The sequence below is a fragment of the Kribbella sp. NPDC023855 genome (assembly GCF_040639475.1).
GTDB lineage: Bacteria > Actinomycetota > Actinomycetes > Propionibacteriales > Kribbellaceae > Kribbella.
Genome location: NZ_JBFAAA010000001.1, coordinates 668,780 through 685,600, shown reverse-complemented (window position 1 = coordinate 685,600; position 16,821 = coordinate 668,780). Strand labels below are relative to the sequence as shown.

General features: G+C 68.4%; 20 protein-coding genes. 11 read left to right on the top strand and 9 right to left on the bottom strand.

Annotation, left to right across the window (positions count from 1 at the left end):
* Nucleotides 1-21 precede the first annotated feature (21 nt).
* Together AB0F51_RS03150 and AB0F51_RS03145 are read right to left on the bottom strand one after the other, a co-directional pair.
* A complete protein-coding gene (locus tag AB0F51_RS03150; protein ID WP_360273213.1) occupies nt 22-900 on the bottom strand; it encodes an alpha/beta hydrolase in 879 nt (292 codons plus the stop codon).
* A gap of 30 nt (nt 901-930) precedes the next feature.
* On the bottom strand, nt 931-1,782 hold the full coding sequence (locus AB0F51_RS03145) for an AraC family transcriptional regulator (RefSeq protein ID WP_360273210.1): 852 nt from the start codon (nt 1,780-1,782) through the stop codon (nt 931-933).
* A gap of 70 nt (nt 1,783-1,852) precedes the next feature.
* Here AB0F51_RS03145 and AB0F51_RS03140 point away from each other — a divergent pair, with 70 nt between their 5' ends.
* Entirely contained in the window at nt 1,853-2,644 is a 792-nt protein-coding gene (locus tag AB0F51_RS03140) for a phytanoyl-CoA dioxygenase family protein (protein WP_360273207.1), read from the top strand.
* 79 nt (nt 2,645-2,723) lie between these two features.
* Here AB0F51_RS03140 and AB0F51_RS03135 read toward each other — a convergent pair whose 3' ends face one another.
* Complete coding sequence (locus AB0F51_RS03135; protein ID WP_360273204.1) at nt 2,724-3,125, bottom strand: VOC family protein; 402 nt, start codon at nt 3,123-3,125, stop codon at nt 2,724-2,726.
* A 169-nt stretch (nt 3,126-3,294) separates the two neighbouring features.
* Between AB0F51_RS03135 and AB0F51_RS03130 the strand changes: the two genes are divergently transcribed.
* Entirely contained in the window at nt 3,295-4,035 is a 741-nt protein-coding gene (locus AB0F51_RS03130) for a fructosamine kinase family protein (RefSeq protein ID WP_360273202.1), read from the top strand.
* Nucleotides 4,036-4,094: 59 nt separating this feature from the next.
* Nucleotides 4,095-5,702, top strand: coding sequence for a beta-N-acetylhexosaminidase (locus tag AB0F51_RS03125; protein WP_360273199.1), 1,608 nt, complete (start codon nt 4,095-4,097; stop codon nt 5,700-5,702).
* A 22-nt stretch (nt 5,703-5,724) separates the two neighbouring features.
* Here AB0F51_RS03125 and AB0F51_RS03120 read toward each other — a convergent pair whose 3' ends face one another.
* Nucleotides 5,725-6,000, bottom strand: coding sequence for a protealysin inhibitor emfourin (locus AB0F51_RS03120; protein ID WP_360273197.1), 276 nt, complete (start codon nt 5,998-6,000; stop codon nt 5,725-5,727).
* Between the two features lie 448 nt (nt 6,001-6,448).
* Between AB0F51_RS03120 and AB0F51_RS03115 the strand changes: the two genes are divergently transcribed.
* Complete coding sequence (locus AB0F51_RS03115; RefSeq protein WP_012921273.1) at nt 6,449-6,652, top strand: cold-shock protein; 204 nt, start codon at nt 6,449-6,451, stop codon at nt 6,650-6,652.
* Nucleotides 6,653-6,745: 93 nt separating this feature from the next.
* Here the strand turns inward: AB0F51_RS03115 and AB0F51_RS03110 are convergent, their stop codons facing one another.
* Nucleotides 6,746-7,600: an LLM class flavin-dependent oxidoreductase gene (locus tag AB0F51_RS03110; protein ID WP_360273193.1), complete on the bottom strand. Its 855-nt coding sequence runs from the start codon at nt 7,598-7,600 to the stop codon at nt 6,746-6,748.
* A 155-nt stretch (nt 7,601-7,755) separates the two neighbouring features.
* On the opposite strand from AB0F51_RS03110, the gene AB0F51_RS03105 reads away from it, so the two are divergent.
* Together AB0F51_RS03105 and AB0F51_RS03100 are read left to right on the top strand one after the other, a co-directional pair.
* Nucleotides 7,756-9,480 (top strand): BCCT family transporter, encoded by a 1,725-nt coding sequence (locus AB0F51_RS03105; RefSeq protein ID WP_360273190.1) that lies wholly within the window; start codon nt 7,756-7,758, stop codon nt 9,478-9,480.
* A gap of 64 nt (nt 9,481-9,544) precedes the next feature.
* Nucleotides 9,545-10,333, top strand: coding sequence for a class III extradiol ring-cleavage dioxygenase (locus tag AB0F51_RS03100; protein ID WP_360273187.1), 789 nt, complete (start codon nt 9,545-9,547; stop codon nt 10,331-10,333).
* A 3-nt stretch (nt 10,334-10,336) separates the two neighbouring features.
* Here the strand turns inward: AB0F51_RS03100 and AB0F51_RS03095 are convergent, their stop codons facing one another.
* The gene (locus AB0F51_RS03095) at nt 10,337-11,332 is read right to left on the bottom strand and encodes an SMP-30/gluconolactonase/LRE family protein (protein ID WP_360273184.1); all 996 of its coding nucleotides are present in this window, start codon (nt 11,330-11,332) and stop codon (nt 10,337-10,339) included.
* 118 nt (nt 11,333-11,450) lie between these two features.
* On the opposite strand from AB0F51_RS03095, the gene AB0F51_RS03090 reads away from it, so the two are divergent.
* The gene (locus AB0F51_RS03090; RefSeq protein ID WP_360273181.1) at nt 11,451-11,858 is read left to right on the top strand and encodes a hypothetical protein; all 408 of its coding nucleotides are present in this window, start codon (nt 11,451-11,453) and stop codon (nt 11,856-11,858) included.
* Here the strand turns inward: AB0F51_RS03090 and AB0F51_RS03085 are convergent.
* A complete protein-coding gene (locus AB0F51_RS03085; protein WP_360273178.1) occupies nt 11,845-12,507 on the bottom strand; it encodes an NAD(P)-binding domain-containing protein in 663 nt (220 codons plus the stop codon). The two genes, AB0F51_RS03090 and AB0F51_RS03085, sit on opposite strands and share 14 nt — an antisense overlap.
* Nucleotides 12,508-12,574: 67 nt before the next feature.
* Between AB0F51_RS03085 and AB0F51_RS03080 the strand changes: the two genes are divergently transcribed.
* On the top strand, nt 12,575-12,928 hold the full coding sequence (locus tag AB0F51_RS03080; RefSeq protein ID WP_360273175.1) for a helix-turn-helix domain-containing protein: 354 nt from the start codon (nt 12,575-12,577) through the stop codon (nt 12,926-12,928).
* On the opposite strand, the gene AB0F51_RS03075 is transcribed toward AB0F51_RS03080, so the two are convergent.
* On the bottom strand, nt 12,929-13,432 hold the full coding sequence (locus AB0F51_RS03075; protein ID WP_360273172.1) for a DinB family protein: 504 nt from the start codon (nt 13,430-13,432) through the stop codon (nt 12,929-12,931).
* Nucleotides 13,433-13,545: 113 nt separating this feature from the next.
* On the opposite strand from AB0F51_RS03075, the gene AB0F51_RS03070 reads away from it, so the two are divergent.
* The 3 genes from AB0F51_RS03070 to AB0F51_RS03060 all read left to right on the top strand — a co-directional run bounded on the left by AB0F51_RS03070 (nt 13,546) and on the right by AB0F51_RS03060 (nt 16,213).
* Complete coding sequence (locus AB0F51_RS03070; RefSeq protein ID WP_360273169.1) at nt 13,546-14,358, top strand: LLM class F420-dependent oxidoreductase; 813 nt, start codon at nt 13,546-13,548, stop codon at nt 14,356-14,358.
* Nucleotides 14,359-14,438: 80 nt separating this feature from the next.
* The gene (def, locus tag AB0F51_RS03065; RefSeq protein ID WP_360273166.1) at nt 14,439-15,050 is read left to right on the top strand and encodes a peptide deformylase; all 612 of its coding nucleotides are present in this window, start codon (nt 14,439-14,441) and stop codon (nt 15,048-15,050) included.
* A gap of 92 nt (nt 15,051-15,142) precedes the next feature.
* A complete protein-coding gene (locus AB0F51_RS03060) occupies nt 15,143-16,213 on the top strand; it encodes an amidase (RefSeq protein WP_360273163.1) in 1,071 nt (356 codons plus the stop codon).
* Here the strand turns inward: AB0F51_RS03060 and AB0F51_RS03055 are convergent.
* The gene (locus tag AB0F51_RS03055) at nt 16,202-16,759 is read right to left on the bottom strand and encodes an AAA family ATPase (RefSeq protein ID WP_360273160.1); all 558 of its coding nucleotides are present in this window, start codon (nt 16,757-16,759) and stop codon (nt 16,202-16,204) included. The two genes, AB0F51_RS03060 and AB0F51_RS03055, sit on opposite strands and share 12 nt — an antisense overlap.
* Nucleotides 16,760-16,821 lie beyond the last annotated feature (62 nt).

Below are 16,821 nucleotides of genomic sequence, written 5' to 3'. Positions count from 1 at the left end.
TGTCATTTTGACAATCTGTTGTCAATGGGTGAGGAAGGCCACCAGCCGCTCCCTCACCTCCGTCGGCGCCTCCTCAGCCATGAAGTGCCCAGCCGGCACCGGCCCGCCGCTCACGTCGTCCGCCCACTCGCGCCAAACCTCAAGCGGCTCATACCAAGCCCCGACTGCTCCGCCCGGATCCCACAACGCAAGCACCGGACAGGAGATCCTGCTCCCCCGTCGCCGATCCTCCTCGTCATGCTGGTGATCAAGCGTCGCCGCAGCCCGGTACTCCTCACAGATGGCATGCACGGTCGCCTCATCGCGAAACTTCGCCACGTAGTCCGCCCGCACCTCCGGCGGGAACGCATCCGGAACCTGCGACCACCCGTCAAGCATGTGATCCACCAGTACTTCGGGCGCTCCCGCGATCAGCCGCTCGGGAATCGGCTCGGGCGCGGCAAGAAACGACCAGACCCAGTAGCCGAGGCTGAACCTCTTGTCCGCCCGCTCGAACGCATCCCCGGTCGGAACGATGTCGAGCACCGCAAGCTTGTCCACCACTGCCGGATGATCGAGCGCCATCCGATAGGCACATCTGGCTCCACGATCGTGGCCGACCACGCTGAAGGTCGGATACCCCAGGGCCGCCATCACCTCGATCTGGTCGCGAGCCAGCTCCCGCATGCAGTACGGCGAGTGGTCCGCATCGCTCGGCGGCTTACCGCTGTTGCCGAAGCCGCGCAGATCGGTCGCGATCACCGTGAAGTGCTCGGCCAGCCCAGGGGCGATCCGGTGCCACATCAGGTGCGTCTCCGGGATCCCGTGCAGCAGCAACACCGGTGGGCCGGCGCCGCCGCGGCGGCCGCGGATCGTCGTACCGGAGGTCTTGATCTCGAAGTCTTCGAATCCTTCGAACATGCCGGTCCATTACCCAGCCGGATGTACGTTCTATGGCACGAAGGCTCGCTGGGACTGGTGGCGGAAGGCGCGCGGTGAGATCGCGTGGGCGGCGGTGAAGCAGCGGGTGAAGTAGGACTGGCTGGCGAAGCCGCAGCGGGCGGCGATCTCGGCCACTGGCGCGGAGGTTGCCGCGAGCAACGATGCCGCCTGCTCGAGACGAAGGTTCGCGACGTAGTCCGTCGGCGTCGTCCCGTACGCCGCGCGCAGCGTCCGCGACAGGTGCGCAGGACTGACGCCGGCCAACTCCAGCAAGCGGGGCACTCCGCCGCGCAGGTTCTCCTCGGCTCGCATCGCCGTACAGGCTCGTGCCAGCCAGTCGGGGGCCGAACTGCCGGACGCTCGGGCCGGCAACTCGTCAGGTGAGATGTGCGGCAGCAGGTCGATCCAGAACCGCATCAGGTCGAAGTGCTCCGGCTCGCCCGCGAAGCGCTGGAGCGCGCTCTCGAAGACCTCTGCCACCACGGCGGCATCGCGAGCCCGAAAGGCCACCGGCCGCTCGGCCGCATCCCAGCTGCCGGTCGGGTTCGTCCTGGTCAGGTTGAGGAAGCCCTGCCAGGCAGAGCTCGGGAAGGCGACGTTGATGAACTCCAGCCCGTCCGGCGCCGAGCCCCTGATCGCGTGGCGGTCGCGCGGCCGGACCAGCACGACATCGCCGGCCACCAACGGCGTCGTACCGGTCGGGAGGAGGTGTTCACCGTTCCCGGTCAGCACGCCCATGAACTCATGGAAGTCGGCATGCGTGTGCAACTCGGAGTCGCGGGCTCGCGGCGCAAAGCGGACCCGGGCCGCATGAAAGGGCCGGCCCAAGGCGGACCACTCGAAGCGCAGTACCTGGCTCACCTCAACAAGCTACAAGTTTGCGTCAGCGGATTGCTAGTACTGAGGCCCCGTCGCGATCAGGCTTTCCGGTATGACTTCAGTGGCGGACAACCAGGTCAGCGAGAGCGCGCTGGCGAGCTACGAACGCGACGGCTACGTCATCTTCCGCAACGTGATCGACGCGCAGTTGATCAAGGAAGTGAACGACCATGTCGCCTGGTTGCAGGCCCGGCATCCCGACGTCCGGCCCGAGCAGCTCGGTCACGTGTTCCTGCGGGACGACCCGTTCTGGGTGCGACTGATCAGCGACCCGCGACTGGTCGAGATCGCCTCGGCGTTCGTCGGACCCGATGTCGCGCTGTTCGCCTCGCACTACATCTCCAAGCCGCCGTACTCCGGTCAGCCGGTGCTCTGGCACCAGGACGCCGCGTTCTGGCCGCTCGATCCGATGAGCGTCGTGACGCTCTGGCTCGCGGTCGACCACTCGACACCGGCGAACGGCTGCGTCCGGGTGATCCCGGGCAGCCACCTCGGCCCGGTCGCCCCGGTGCGCGACAACGACAGCGTCGAGAGCGTGCTGGGCCAGGAGATCGCCGTCGAGGTCGACGAGTCGCAGGCCGTCGACATCGTGCTGGCACCGGGCGATGTCGAGGTGCACCACCCCAACATCGTGCACGGCAGCTCGGCCAACACGTCGCCGGACCGGCGGTGCGGGCTGACCATCCGCTACATCCCGACCTCGACCCGGATCACCGCCCCCGAGGTCCCCTACCCCAGCGCGTTCCACCTGCAGGGATCCCCGGGGGTGAACAGCTACCAGCCGCGGCCCCGGTACGTCGAGGGCCGCGACTATCCGTTCGTCGGCAGGTCCGAGTGGATCTAGTTGCCCGTCACTCCAGGCAGGTCCGAGTGGAGGTAGCGGGCCGTCACTCCAGGCAGATCCGAGTGGAGGTAGCCGGCCGTCACTCCAGGCAGATCCGGAACGGGTGGCCGGCCGGGTCGGCGTAGACCCGCCAGCCCCGGTCGCTCCCGGCCGGTGGGGCGTCCACCGGGTCGAGGGGTTCCGCGCCGAGGGCGACGACCGTGGCGTGGCCGCTGGCCAGGTCCTCGACGATCAGATCCAGATGGAGCTGCTGCCCCTCCGTGCCCGGCCAGGTCGCCGGGACGTAGTCCTCCGAACGCCGGAAGCCGAGCGTCGACCCGGGGCCGGTCAGGCTCCGCCAGTCGCTGTCACCGTGCTCATCGATCTCCAGACCGAACAGCGTCGAGTAGAACCGGGCAAGCTCGAGCGGGTCCGGGCAGTCCAGCACCACCGAGCCGAGCCGCCCGGCACTGGTGCCCGGCTGCTCTGCCACCTGAGTCATCTGTCCTCCAGCTTCCTGTCAAGAAAAAAGTCTCATCCAGTACTGCGGCCAGGCCCGTCCTGGTCTGAAGGCCCGGCCGCAAACAATGGCAGGTCCGACCGACAGTTCGCATCTTTCGACACGCCTTGTTGACCAGTCACAGAATCGCCCGGCTGGCAAAGTGCCACCCATGTCCTTCGTGAAGGAACGGCCCGACGCCCCGCCCGGCTTCTTCGAGGTCGAGGCCGCGGGACTGCGCTGGCTGGCAGTGCCCGGCGGCGTCCCGGTGGTCCAGCCCGTGGACGTCTCCCCCGGCCGGCTCGTCCTGCCACGCCTGGCGACCGGCGAGCCCACACCTGAGGCTGCAGAGGAGTTCGGCCGCCGGCTGGCCGTCACCCACGCCGCCGGTGCCGCGTACTTCGGAGTACCGCCTGACGGCTGGACTGGCGATGGCTACATCGGCAACGCCCCGCTGCCGCATCCGCCGGAGCCTGTCAACTCGTGGGCGGAGTTCTATGTGGCCTACCGCGTGCAGCCCTACCTGCGCATCGCCTACGACAGCGGTGCCATCAGCGACATCTCACTGTTCGAGCGTGTCTGCAACAAGCTCGTCGACGACGCGCCGGAGCCGCCCAGCAGGATCCATGGCGACCTGTGGTCGGGCAACGTCGTCTGGACCGGTCAGGGCGCTCAACTGATCGACCCGGCCGCGCACGGCGGCCACCGAGAGACGGACCTCGCCATGCTCGCCCTCTTCGGCCTCCCCCACCTGGAGCGCGTCCTGGCCGCCTACGACGAGGCGCAACCGCTGGCAGCTGGGTGGCGCGATCGGGTCGGGCTGCACCAGCTTCACCCGTTGCTGGTGCACGTGGTGCTCTTCGGTGGCTCGTACGTCGGTCAGGCCATCGCGACGGCCACGCAGTACGAGTAAAGCAAGGAGTTTGCTGAAAGATCTTGACTCTGGATGTGAGCGGACGAACACTTTCGGTCATGACACGACTCGTCCGCCCCCGTCGTCGGGTCTCGCTGGCCGGCCTTCTCACAGCCGCTCTGCTGGCGACTCCCCTGATCGCACTCACCACGCCTGCCGCCGCTGAGCCGGCAGGAGTCCCAGCACCCGCCCTGATCCCGAAGCCGTCCTCGCAGCAGGCGCTGGCCGGCCAGGACTACTCCCTCAAGCCCTGGAGCATCGTCGGCGTCGCCGCCAGCTCCAAGGAGCGCCGCGCCGCGCAGAAAGTGGCTGACCAGCTCACGGCTCAGCTGCGCCGCGCCACCGGCTACCCGCTGCCCGTAGTACCGGCCGCAGGCGTGGCCGACATCAGGCTGTCCACCAACGGCCCGTCCACGCTCGGAGCCGAGGGGTACCAACTCCGGGTCGACACCAAGGGCGTCAGCGTCACCGCTGCCACCCCTGAGGGCCTCTTCCGTGGCGTCACCACCCTGCGGCAGCTCCTGCCCGCCAAGGCCGACGCAGCGACACGCCAGTCCGGCCCGTGGAAGCTGGCCGGTACTGCGATCGCCGACTCGCCACGGTTCGGGTACCGCGGCGCCATGCTCGACGTGTCCCGGCACTTCTTCTCCGTCGCCGAGGTGAAGCGCTACATCGACCTCATCTCGCTCTACAAGCTCAACAAGCTCCACCTGCACCTCGCGGACGACCAGGGCTGGCGGATCCAGGTGGACTCGTGGCCCCGGCTCACGACGTACGGGGGAAGCCTGGAGGTCGGCGGGACGCCCGGCGGGTCGTACAGCAAGGCCGACTTCGCCGAGATCGTCCGGTACGCCGCCGATCGCTACCTGACCGTCATCCCCGAGATCGACACCCCTGGCCACACCAACGCGGCCCTGGCCTCGTACGCCGAGCTCAACTGCGACGGGGTGGCTCCACCGCTCTACACGGGCACCGACGTCGGCTTCAGCTCGCTGTGCGTCGGCAAGGACATCACCTACAAGTTCCTGGACGACGTGTTCCGTGAGGTTGCCCAGCAGGCGCCAGGTGACGTGTTTCACCTCGGCGGCGACGAGGCGCACTCCACGCCGCACTCGGACTACCTGACGTTCGTCCCGAAGGCGGCTGCTCTGGTCACCAAGCAGCACAAGCGGGTGATGGGCTGGCAGGAGATCGCCGAGACGCCGCTGCCGGCGGGCAGCATCGCGCAGTACTGGGGCACTGATGACGCACGCTCCCAGGAGCTCGCCCGCAAGGCTGCGGCTCAGGGCGCCAAGGTCGTGCTCTCGCCGGCGAACCGGGCCTACCTGGACATGAAGTACAACGCCAGTACGCCGTACGGGCTCGACTGGGCCGGTCTGGTCAGCGTGGAGAAGTCCTACAGCTGGAACCCGTCCACGCTGATCCCGAACCTGCCGGAGAGCGCCATCGCCGGTGTCGAGGCGCCGATCTGGACCGAGACGCTGGACGACCTGGACAAGCTCGAGTACATGGCGTTCCCGCGGCTGCCGGGTGTGGCCGAGCTGGGCTGGTCGCAGGCTTCCGCACTCGACTGGACGGCGTACAAGGACCGTCTGGCCGGGCAGGGGTCGCGGTGGGACGCGCTGAGCGTCAACTTCTACCGCGCACCTGAGATCAACTGGCGTTAGCCGCTAGAAGCGCCGCCTGGCTCTAGGACTGCAGGACTCGGTCAAGGAGCCAGGCGGTGTCTTCGTCCAGGTCCTGCTCGGCCACGGTGAACTCTGTCGGCTCGCTGTCCGCTGTATCGCTCACCTGCAGGCGATAGACGTACCGGTCGGGCTGCGGGCGGCCAGAGCCCAGCCGCGCCCCGGCCAGGCCGCGCGCGACCTTCTCCAGGCGCTCCCGGTCCGGCTCGGCCGAAGTGTCCAGCTCGCCGCCGGCCACCAGACCGGCGAAGCCACCGCTGCGTTCCACTCTGAGGATCACCCGCACACCTTGTCCCGCCGCGGGTCCGCTGTCCAGAGCCGCACGACACGCCGGAGAAATTCAGCACGACCGAGCAGCCATCACCCGGCGTACAGGGCGCCTTGTCCACCCTTGTCGGGTCTCAGGGCCGCTCGACGGGCCGTCCGGCAGCACGAATCAGCAGGTCGGCCGGGGTTTCGTTGTCTTCTCAACCGGCCCTCGCGGGCGCCGGGCGCGCGACCGCGCGTCTCACGGAGCGTGGCGGCAGGCAACTTTCCGCGACACGTGTTCGCGGTCACCCCCCACACGAGCCTCGGAATCGGCTACAGTTGTCGCGTTGCAGTTTTGGACTCCCACTGACTTTTGCTGTGCTGTACGGCCGGTTTCGTCGTCTGGGGCCTTTCGGCGACACGCGGTTCATGAGGTGTGGATCGCGTCTTGTTACAAGCCATCAAGGAGATAGACAACAATGGCTGTCGGTACTGTCAAGTGGTTCAACGCTGACAAGGGCTTCGGCTTCATCACCCCGGATGACGGTGGCGCGGACGTGTTCGCGCACTACTCGGCCATCCAGACCTCGGGCTTCCGCTCGCTGGACGAGAACCAGCGCGTCGAGTTCGAGATCACCCAGGGCCAGAAGGGCCTGCAGGCGGAGAACATCCGCCCGATCTGATCTTTCGGATCAGTCCTTCGAAGAACTGAAAACGAGAGGGCCGTACACCACCCGGTGTACGGCCCTCTTCAGTCACTCAGCTTCCCCCAGCCCTCAGCGCAGCCGTGGGATGACCTCGGTGGCGATCTGCTCCAGCACGTCTTCGCTGCCGGCGTACACGCCCTCGGCGCGGGGCCAGTGGGTGATGACGTCGGTGAAGCCGAGGGCTGCGGCGCGGCCGACGGCGTCCTCGAAGGCGTCGGGGCTGGTCAGCGCGTAGCGGGCGGAGTCGAGGGAGAGGTACCGGTCGAACGGCCGGCCCTCCAGTACGTCGTCCAGCCGGTGGCTGAGGTCGCGGACCGAGCCGAACCAGGTCTCGTAGTCGTCGGACTTCAGGCCGGTGGTCACCCAGCCGGCGCCGTACCGGGTTGCGAGGCGCAGGGAACGCGGACCGTTCGCGGCCATCACGAACGGGATCCTGGGTTCCTGCACGCAGCCGGGCAGCGTGCGGCCGTTGCGGGTGGCGAAGTACTCACCCTGGTGGTCGACCTTGTCCGTCGTCAGCAGCTTGTCGAGCAGGTCGACGAACTCCGCCAGCCGGTCGACCTTCTGGCGCGGCGTCAGCTCGTCGCCGCCGAGGATGGTCGAGTCGATCCCGCCGCCCGAGCCGATCCCGCACAGGATGCGGCCGGCCGAGATGTCGTCGAGGGCCAGCAGGTCGCGGGTCAGCGTCAGCGGGTGCCGGAAGTTCGGCGACGTGACGAAGGTGCCCAGCTTGATCGTCGAGGTGGCCAGCGCCGCCGCGGTCAGCGTCGGCGTCGTCCCGTACCAGGGTGAGTCCTGCAGACCGCCCCAGGTCAGATGGTCGTAGGTCCAGGCGTGATCGAAGCCGAGCTGCTCCGCGCGGCGCCACTTCGGCTCCGCCTCGGACCAGCGGTACTCCGGCAAAATCGTGATTCCGAATCGCATGGTCGGCACAGTAACGCGCCCTCACCGGGGCGGGACTCGCCGGTGTGGCCGACGCCACGATAGTTGCGTTTCGCCACAATCTTCGGCACGGTGCTTACGCAGTCCCCCCGATAAACCTGAGAAGGAGGCGCGCCGAAGCGAGGCGTGATTCAGCTGTGGCGATCGATTTCGACAGCCAGCAAGCAAACCCTGACCACGCAAGCGAGCACCCCGCCCTCGCCGCACCACCACCGCCCGGCAGCCGAAGTACCGGCTCCGGGCTGGACCGGATCGTCTTCGGCGTCACCGCCGTGATCGCCCTTGCCTTCGTGGCTTGGGGTTTCGCCAGCGCGACCAGCCTCGGTACGGCGTCCACCTCGGCGCTGACCTGGGTCGAGACCAACACCGGCTGGCTTTTCGTCCTGCTGGCCTCCGGCTTCGTCTTCTACGTGTTGTGGCTCGCGGCCGGCCGGTACGGGCGGATCCCGCTCGGCGCCGACGACGAGGAGCCTGAGTTCAAGACCGTCTCCTGGGTGGCGATGATGTTCAGCGCCGGGATGGGCATCGGCCTGATGTTCTACGGCGTGAGCGAACCGCTGTCGCACTTCATGAAGCCGCCGCCGGGCACCGTCGAAGGCGGCACCGACGCCGCCCTGCAGACCGCGATGGCGACCACGCTGTTCCACTGGACCCTGCACCCGTGGGCGATCTACGCGGTCGTCGGCATAGCGATTGCCTACGGCACCTTTCGGCGCGGCCGCTCGCAACTGATCAGCTCGGCGTTCGCGCCGTTGCTCGGCAAGCGCACCGAGGGACCGATCGGCAAGGTGATCGACAGCCTGGCGATCTTCGCCACCCTGTTCGGCTCGGCCGCCTCACTCGGGCTCGGCGCGCTCCAGATCGGGTCCGGCGTACAGATCCTCGGCTGGATGGACAAGACCGGCAACGCTGTTCTGGTCGGCGTCATCGCCGTGCTGACCGCGGCCTTCGTCGCGTCGGCCGTGTCGGGTGTTGCCAAGGGCATCCAATGGCTGTCGAACATCAACATGGTGCTGGCAGTATCGCTGGCCGGTTTCGTCTTCGTGGTCGGTCCGACCGTGCTGATCCTCAACCTGCTGCCGACCGCGATCGGCGACTACCTGCGCGACGTGGCCGACATGGCGGCCCGGACCGAGGCCAGCGGCGGCGACGCGATGGCGGCCTGGTTGTCGTCGTGGACCGTCTTCTACTGGGCCTGGTGGATCTCCTGGACGCCGTTCGTCGGGATGTTCATCGCCCGGATCAGTCGCGGCCGCACGATCCGGCAGTTCGTCACCGGCGTCCTGCTGGTGCCGTCGCTGGTCAGCCTGGTCTGGTTCTGCATCTTCGGTGGGGCGGCGATCGACAGCCAGCGGCACGGCGCCGACATCGCCGGTCAGTCGACAAGCGAGGGTCAGCTGTTCGGGCTGCTCAACCAGTACCCGCTGGCGTCGGTGACCACGATCCTGGTCGTCGTCCTGGTGGCGATCTTCTTCGTCTCCGGTGCGGACGCGGCGTCGATCGTGATGGGAACGCTGTCCCAGCGTGGCGCGATCAACCCCCGGAAGCCGTTGGTCATCTTCTGGGGCGTGCTGACCGGCGCGGTCGCCGCCGTGATGCTGCTGGTCGGTGGAGGTGGCGCGAAGGCGTTGCAGGGTTTGCAGAACCTCACGATCGTCGCGGCCCTCCCGTTCGCGCTCGTGATGGTCGGCCTGGCGGTCGCGCTGGCGAAGGACCTGCGCACCGATCCCCTGATGCTCCGCAAGGCGATCGGCACCGAGGCGGTCGAGGCCGCCGTCATCGAAGGTGTCAGCACCCACGGCGCCGACTTCTCCCTGGTCGTCACCGGCAACGGCGAGGAGGACCCACCGGCCAAGAAGTAGCCGTTGGGAATAATTGAGTGTTCAACTACATTGGAGAGAGCAAGACCTCCGAAAGGACTCTCCGATGAGTGACACCCCGCGGACACCCGTCCTGTACCTCAGTCACGGCGCACCCCCGCTGGCAGACGACCGGCAGTGGACGGCGGAACTCGCCGCCGTCTCCGCCGGTCTGACCAGGCCGAAGGCGATCTTGATCGTGTCCGCCCACTGGGAGGCGGCACCGCTGACGCTGGCCGCGACCGAGACCGTCCCCCTGCTCTACGATTTCTGGGGCTTCCCCGAGCGGTACTACCAGGTCCAGTACGCCGCCCCCGGCGCGCCCGAGCTGGCCGACCAGGTCCGGAAGCTCCTGCACTCCCCCGCGAATCCCGTGTACGACGACCCGCACCGCGGGCTCGACCACGGCGCCTACGTGCCGCTGAAGGAGATGTACCCGGACGCCGACATCCCGGTGCTCCAGGTGTCGATGCCGACACTCGATCCGGCAGAGCTGTTCGGCATCGGCCGCAAGCTGGCGCCGTTGCGCGACCAAGGAGTACTGATCGTCGGGAGCGGCTTCACCACGCACAACCTCCGCGCGATCAACCTGGGCGGGCCGGCCGACGCCGCCGCGCCGACCTGGTCTGTCGAGTTCGACGACTGGGCCCAGCGAGCCTTGGCCAAGCAGGACGTCGACTCGCTGATCGACTTCCTGCACAAGGCCCCGGCCGCCGGGATCGCCCACCCGCGGACCGAGCACTTCGCGCCGCTCTTCGTCTCTCTCGGCGCATCCGAGGATTCACTGGGCACAGCTGAGACCGTCGTCGACGGCTTCTGGTACGGCTTGTCCAAACGCTCCTGGCAGATCGGCTGACCGCTACCGACTCGGCAGCGCAGGGGTCGGGAAGGTGGCCAGGTGGGTGGTGCCGATGCTGCCTAGCCAGACCTTTCCGTCGCGCTCGCGGACGCCGGTCGGCATCCGGAAGTCGGGGTGTTTGCCGCGCAGGTCGTGGACCAGCCTGCCGGCGTCGTCGTACGCCTGGATCTCGATGATGTCGGCAGCCTTCGGCTTGAACGCCTCGGGCAGGGCCCACACGACCTTCCGCAGTACCGGGGGTTTCGGCAGCAGCAGATCGAGTAGGGCGTTGCGGGGTGAGCCGATCGCGACCCAGATCAGGCCGTCGGAGCCGCGGGCGATGTTGTCGGGCAGGCCGGGGATCGTCGTCACCAGTTCGGGCTCGGCGTTGGGATCGGTGAGGTCGAGCTTGAAGAGTCCGTAGCTCGCGCTCTCGGCGAAGAACAGCGTCCGGTGGTCGCTGCTGAGCGCCACGCCGTTGGGGAACGGGCGGTTCGTCGTCAGCCGGGTCAGCTCGCCGTCCGGGGTGAGCCGGTACAGGCTGCCGGTCGCGGAGTGCTCGAGCAGGTCGGCCATCCACTCGTCGACGCCGAACCGGGTGGACGAGTCGGTGAAGTAGATCGTGCCGTCGGGCAGCACGTCCGCGTTGTTGCAGAACTTCATCGGCCGGCCGTCCACCTCGCCCAGCAGGGTCTCGATCCGGCCGTCCTGGTCGAGCGTCAGCAACCCGCGATGGGCGTCGCAGATCAGCACCTTGCCGTCGGGCAACCACTCCAGTCCGAGCGGCCGGCCACCGGTGTCGGCGAGAACCTCGGTCGTCGTACCGTCCGCGCCGACGAGCAGGATCCGGCCGTCCACCAGCCCGGTCAGAACGTTGCCATCGGCATCGATCAGGGTGTCCTCCGGGCCGGCGCCCGGAACCGCGACGGTCTGGACCTCGATCCGCCGCGGCTGCCTGGCTTCGGGCGCGGGCGGCGGAGTCCACCGAACAGGGGCGATGCTCGACTTACGGCTCATGCCCCGAGCCTAACGGTCAAACAGTTTCAAGATCCTCGAAGCGTGGCGATTCCGCCCCCTGCGGCTGGACATACTGGCGCCGCGCTGAGGTTCCGGCGCCCGATGAGGGGAGATACACGTGACATTCGGAAAGTCGAAGGCGCTCGCCGTGGCCGGCTCCGTGGCGGTCCTGGCAGCAGGCGCCACTACGACGGCCTCAGCCGCGCCGGCGGTCTCCACGAGTCCGGCGGCGGCCGCAGCGTCGTGCTACGCCAGCAACGGCAGCCTGTACTGCGGTAATCGGGCCGGCGCCTCGATCTACCTGAGCCCGCGCTACGACACGCCGTCCGGCAACCCGGTCGAGATCGTCGACACCCTTCAGACCGGGTTCAGCTACTTCAAGTGCTACACGATCGGCCAGCGCCACGGCGGTGGCAACAGCATCTGGTACCACACGTACGGCGACGACAAGGGCCGCTGGGGCTACGTCCCGGCCGTGGACGTCTGGACCCCGACCGACCCGTTCCCGGGCGTCAACTTCTGCTGATCGACGGGTGAACGGTGCCGAAGGCGGCCGCCAGCGGCGGGAACAGGGAGCGCACGTCGGCACCGTTGACCCAGGCGCCGATCGCGAAGGCGGCGGTCGCCTCCAGCAGGCTGGCTCGGGCCAGACCGCCCGCCGCGATCGGCGTACAGCCCAGGTCACGGATCAGCACGGCGACCCGCTCGTTGGCGGCTGCGTGATCTCCGCAGTGCGGGACGCCGAGCGGCTCGCCCTCGAAGCTGTGCGGCGCCTCGCGCCAGACCGAGTCGGCGGCCAGGTTGAAGGCTTTGACGACCTGGCTCCCAGTCGCCAGGCCGGCGACCCGCTCGGCCATCGCGGGAACGGCCAAGGTGAACTCGCCTGGTACGAGGGCGTTCGTGCAGTCGATTAGTGTCCGGCCGGCGAACCGGCCGGCCGGCGCGTCGACGGCCAGCAGCGTCTCCTCGACGCCGGTGGCCGGTACTGCGAGCAGCGTGACCTCGCCGAAATCGCTTGCCTCTAGCAATGTTCCGGCGCCGGCACCGATCCGCGCGGCGCAATCTGTCGCTCTCCCCGGATCACGCCCGCCGACCAGCACTTCGTGTCCGGCCCTCGTCCACTGCCCGCCGAGCGCGTCCGCCATCTGTCCGTTGCCCAGGATTCCGATTCGCATGCTGGGAAAGCTAGGCGATCCGATCGGCACCTCCGGGTGCGTTTCGGGTCCGGCAGAATGGATGGTGATGGACGACCAGAAGTTCTTCGCCGACTGCCAGGCCAGGGTCGCCGTCGACCTGATCAGCGGCACTTGGTCGATGGTGGTCCTCTACGCGCTCGCGGACGGACCTGTGCGACCCGGCGACCTCCGCACCCAGATCGGTGGGATCAGCCAGAAAGTCCTGACCACGACCCTCCGCCGGCTCGAACGGCATGGGCTGGTTCAGCGCCGCCGGTACGCCGAAGCGCCGCCACGGGTGGAGTACTCGCTGACCGTCCCTGGCCAGGATCTCCTGGTTCCCATTCGCGCGTTGGGCGACTGGGCCGACAAGCATGCGGAGAGTCTGTTGGCCGATGACGAGGATCGCGACAGCGCCTGACTACTCCCCCGTCGCGCCGTCCAGGCGTTCGCGGAGGAAGTCGGCGTGGCCGTTGTGGCGGGCGTACTCCTCGATCATGTGGGCCAGCACCCAGCGCAGGGTGTAGCGGCGTCCCTCGTCCTCACCGACGTGGTCGGGCTCGAGGCCGGCGATGACGGCGCGCGCCCGGCCGACCGCTTCGTCGTACCGGCGGAGGTCGGCGGAGAACTGCCCGGGCTCGAGGTCGGTCCAGTCGCCCTCCGGGTTGGTGGGTGAGGAGTAGAGGACCGGAACCAACTCGTCGGTGAAGGTGCCGACGAACCAGCCGAGCTCGTTCTCGGTGAGATGCCGGATCAGGCCGTGCAGCGTCATCGAGGAGGGCGCGACGACGGCCGACCCGAGCTGCTGCGCGGTCAGTCCCTCGCACTTCCAGCGCAGGGTGGCGCGCTGGAACTCCAGGAAGCCGACCAGCGTCTCCTTCTCGCCGGCTTCGGTGGGCGGGTCGGGTCTGCCGTTGAGGTCCATGGTTCGGAACCTACCGCCTGCCACCGACATCTCGGCGGTGGACCGGTCCGGCGATTCCACCCAGCGGACGAGCCCATCCGGAGGCTCCTCCGATACGACGTAGGCTGGTCGTCATGACATCGACTGACTCCCCCCGCCCGTACGGAAAGTACCCGGTCCGGATCGGCGTCCAGATCCAGCCGCAGCACGCCGACTACGCCGTCATCCGGCGGACCGTGGCCGCTGCCGAGGAGATCGGCGTGGACGTCGCGTTCAACTGGGATCACTTCTATCCGCTCACGGGTGAGCCCGACGGCCTGCACTTCGAGGCCTGGACGATGCTCGCGGCCTGGGCCGAGGCGACCGAGCGGATCGAGTTCGGCTGTCTGGTCAGCTGCAACTCCTACCGCAACCCCGACCTGCTCGCCGACATGGCCCGCACGGTCGACCACATCAGCGACGGCCGGCTGATCTTCGGCATCGGTTCGGGCTGGTTCGAGCGTGACTACGACGAGTACGGCTACGAGTTCGGTACCGCGGGCGGCCGGCTCGACGCCCTCGGCGAGGCACTGCCGCGGATCGAGCGGCGCTGGGCCAAGCTCAACCCGAAGCCGACCCGGGACATCCCCGTCCTGATCGGTGGTGGCGGCGAGAAGAAGACCCTCAAGCTGGTCGCCCAGCACGCGAACATCTGGCACGGTTTCGGCGACGCCGAGACGATCGCCCACAAGCACGAGGTGCTGGACGCGCACTGCGCCGCGATCGGCCGCGACCCGGGCGAGATCGAGCGCTCCACCGCCGTCGGCCACAAGAGCCCGGAAGAGCTCGGCAAGGCGATGCTCGACGTCGGCACCCGGCTGTTCACCGTGCACACCTCCGGCCCGGACTACGACCTCGGTCTGCTCCGCGACTGGGTCGCCTGGCGTGACGAGGTCAACCAGGCCTGACGGCACCAGCTCCGGAGTACCGGCTGCGTGCCGGTACTCCGGACGTGGGCCTGACGCCCGGCTTCGCTAGGATTTCTGGCATGCCTACGCTGCCTACTGACGGTTCGGTGCTGCCCATCACCCGATGGGGCACGGACGTCATGCACCACGTGAACAAGCCGGTGACCGAGTTCGGCCCGGAGCTGCACAAGCTGGTCGCGGACATGGTCGCCACGATGAACGCGGCCGAGGGCGTCGGGCTGGCCGCGAACCAGGTCGGCGTCGACCTGCAGCTGTTCGTCTTCGACTGCCCGGACAAGGCCGGCCGGCGGCACCAGGGCGTCGTCTGCAATCCCGTGCTCGAGCTCCCCGAGGGCAAGGACCGCCGGCTCGACGAGGGCGACGAGGGCTGCTTGTCCCTTCCCGGTGCCTTCACCAAGTGCGCCCGTCCCGACTTCGCCCGGGTCACCGGCGTCGACGAGAACGGTGAGCCGGTGACCTACGAGGGCGACGGCCTGCTCGCCCGCTGCCTGCAGCACGAGACCGACCACACCCAGGGCATGGTGTTCGGCGACCGGCTGTCGCGCAAGTACAAGAAGCGGCTGTTCGCCGAGGCCGAGGAGTTCGCCGAGGACTACCCGGACGACTGGCCGGTCTCCCCCGTGCTCAACCAGGAGGAGCACGACCACAGCGGCGAGGGGCTCAACGCCTGACCGCCGCCAGGCCCACCGCGGCCGGGCTGGTCGCCGACGTTCGAGCGGGTCGCCGTACTGCGCTGGACATCGTCGAGGAGACTCTCGATGCGGTGGAGCGGCTCGATCCGGTGTTGCACTTCATCGACTCGCTGGACGCCGACGGCGCTCGCGCCGCGGCTCTTCGAGTCGATCCTGAGCTGCCGCTGGCCGGGGTCCCCTTCCTGATCAAGGCCCGTACGCCGGTGGGCTCGCCCATCGTCACCAGGTTGCTCGCGGCCGGCGCGATCGCGATCGGTACGTCGACTCGCGCCCATCCGGAGGCCGTGGCGCAGACGTTCGGCTGGAACGGCCGGGACTTCACCCGCAATCCCTGGGACCTCTCCCGGTCGCCGGGTGGGTCGTCGGCCGGTGCTGCGGCGGCGGTTGCGGCGGGCGTCGTACCGATTGCCACCGGCGGGGACAGTGCCGGGTCGTTGCGGATTCCTGCTGCGTTCTGTGGGGTTGTCGGGTTCAAGGGGACGGCCGGCCGGGTGCCGCGGCCGGGTGGTCGATCGCTGGCCGGGCTGATGACTTCGGGGATCATCGGGGCGTCTTTGGAGGATGTCGTCACCGCGACCAGCTTGGTCAGTGGGCCGGATCGGCTCGACCCGAGTGCCTTGCCGCACTGGCCGGTGCCTGAGTTGTCGGCGGGGCCGTGGAGGGTTGCCTACACTGCCCGGCTTGGACGGCAGATGGCTGATCCGGCTGTTGCTCAGCTGGTGCGTGACAGTTTGTCGGACTTCGTCGTACGGGATGCTTCGCTTGACTGGCTTGCCGTTGACGAAGCCTGGCTGGCGTTGCGGGCGCTTGATGCCGGGCAGACCGTCGACGGGGCGGTGTTGCGCGAGGCCGTGATGGTGCGGACTCACAACAGCACGGAGCTGGCCGATCTCTTCGCTGAGGTCGATGCGTTGGTCACGCCGACCACGTTGACGGTGGCGCATGGGTACGACCAGCACGAGGACAACCTCATCGTGTGCGACCTCTGCTGGGGATTCAACGTGACCGGACATCCCGCGGTCAGCGTGCCGGTTGGTCTGGTCGACGGGTTGCCGGTGGGCGCGCAGGTTGTCGCGCCGCATGGACGGGATGATGTCGCGCTGTCTGTTGCCGCGCGCATCATGACTTCCCTACCAGGCTGAGGATTTGAGGTCGTCCTGGAGGATGGCTTCGACCGATTCCTCGGGGGTCTGGCCGGTGGTGTCGAGCCAGAGTCCGCGGCGCGGGATGTCCTGCAGACCCTCTTGGAGTGCTCGCACCGCGTCGGCCAGGGTCATCCCGGGACCTTGCCAGGCGCTATAGGCGTTGGAGCCACGGCCCTGTTCGCGTTCGACGATGGAGTCGACGGACGGGACGAGTACGACCAGGTGCGGGTCGGCGATGCCCTGGAAGGAGTCGAGCCAGCGGGCGACGTGCTCGCCGAGAATGATGTCGGAGCAGACGAAATCGAAGCCCGCTTCGAGATAGTGGCGGGCCACGAGCGCACTGGCGTCGTACCGGAGTTGGAGCTGGCGAAGCGCTTCGGGCGCTGGGTCCGGTGTCATGCCGACGGCGCCGGACACAACGGCGCGGAAGTACACGTCGCCGTCGACCGTCGCGGCGGGTGGGCCGAGGCGGCTGGCGAGCAGTGGTGCGATGGTGGATTTGCCCGCGGCCTGCATTCCGGTGATCAGCACGACTTTCCGCATGCCGACCATCCCATCATGCACGTCCAGCGATTTCCGGAAGTCCTGTCCGGACCGGGTGTGGC

What these genes read in the sequence shown, in the direction of transcription:
- AB0F51_RS03055 (WP_360273160.1), bottom strand. Translation starts at nt 16,759, where the DNA reads ATGCGGAAAGTCGTGCTGATCACCGGAATGCAGGCCGCGGGCAAATCC.
- AB0F51_RS03100 (WP_360273187.1), top strand. Translation starts at nt 9,545, where the DNA reads ATGAGTGACACCCCGCGGACACCCGTCCTGTACCTCAGTCACGGCGCA.
- AB0F51_RS03075 (WP_360273172.1), bottom strand. Translation starts at nt 13,432, where the DNA reads ATGGACCTCAACGGCAGACCCGACCCGCCCACCGAAGCCGGCGAGAAG.
- AB0F51_RS03095 (WP_360273184.1), bottom strand. Translation starts at nt 11,332, where the DNA reads ATGAGCCGTAAGTCGAGCATCGCCCCTGTTCGGTGGACTCCGCCGCCC.
- AB0F51_RS03110 (WP_360273193.1), bottom strand. Translation starts at nt 7,600, where the DNA reads ATGCGATTCGGAATCACGATTTTGCCGGAGTACCGCTGGTCCGAGGCG.
- AB0F51_RS03070 (WP_360273169.1), top strand. Translation starts at nt 13,546, where the DNA reads ATGACATCGACTGACTCCCCCCGCCCGTACGGAAAGTACCCGGTCCGG.
- AB0F51_RS03130 (WP_360273202.1), top strand. Translation starts at nt 3,295, where the DNA reads ATGTCCTTCGTGAAGGAACGGCCCGACGCCCCGCCCGGCTTCTTCGAG.
- AB0F51_RS03135 (WP_360273204.1), bottom strand. Translation starts at nt 3,125, where the DNA reads ATGACTCAGGTGGCAGAGCAGCCGGGCACCAGTGCCGGGCGGCTCGGC.
- AB0F51_RS03080 (WP_360273175.1), top strand. Translation starts at nt 12,575, where the DNA reads ATGGACGACCAGAAGTTCTTCGCCGACTGCCAGGCCAGGGTCGCCGTC.
- AB0F51_RS03150 (WP_360273213.1), bottom strand. Translation starts at nt 900, where the DNA reads ATGTTCGAAGGATTCGAAGACTTCGAGATCAAGACCTCCGGTACGACG.
- AB0F51_RS03140 (WP_360273207.1), top strand. Translation starts at nt 1,853, where the DNA reads ATGACTTCAGTGGCGGACAACCAGGTCAGCGAGAGCGCGCTGGCGAGC.
- AB0F51_RS03085 (WP_360273178.1), bottom strand. Translation starts at nt 12,507, where the DNA reads ATGCGAATCGGAATCCTGGGCAACGGACAGATGGCGGACGCGCTCGGC.
- AB0F51_RS03125 (WP_360273199.1), top strand. Translation starts at nt 4,095, where the DNA reads ATGACACGACTCGTCCGCCCCCGTCGTCGGGTCTCGCTGGCCGGCCTT.
- AB0F51_RS03115 (WP_012921273.1), top strand. Translation starts at nt 6,449, where the DNA reads ATGGCTGTCGGTACTGTCAAGTGGTTCAACGCTGACAAGGGCTTCGGC.
- def (WP_360273166.1), top strand. Translation starts at nt 14,439, where the DNA reads ATGCCTACGCTGCCTACTGACGGTTCGGTGCTGCCCATCACCCGATGG.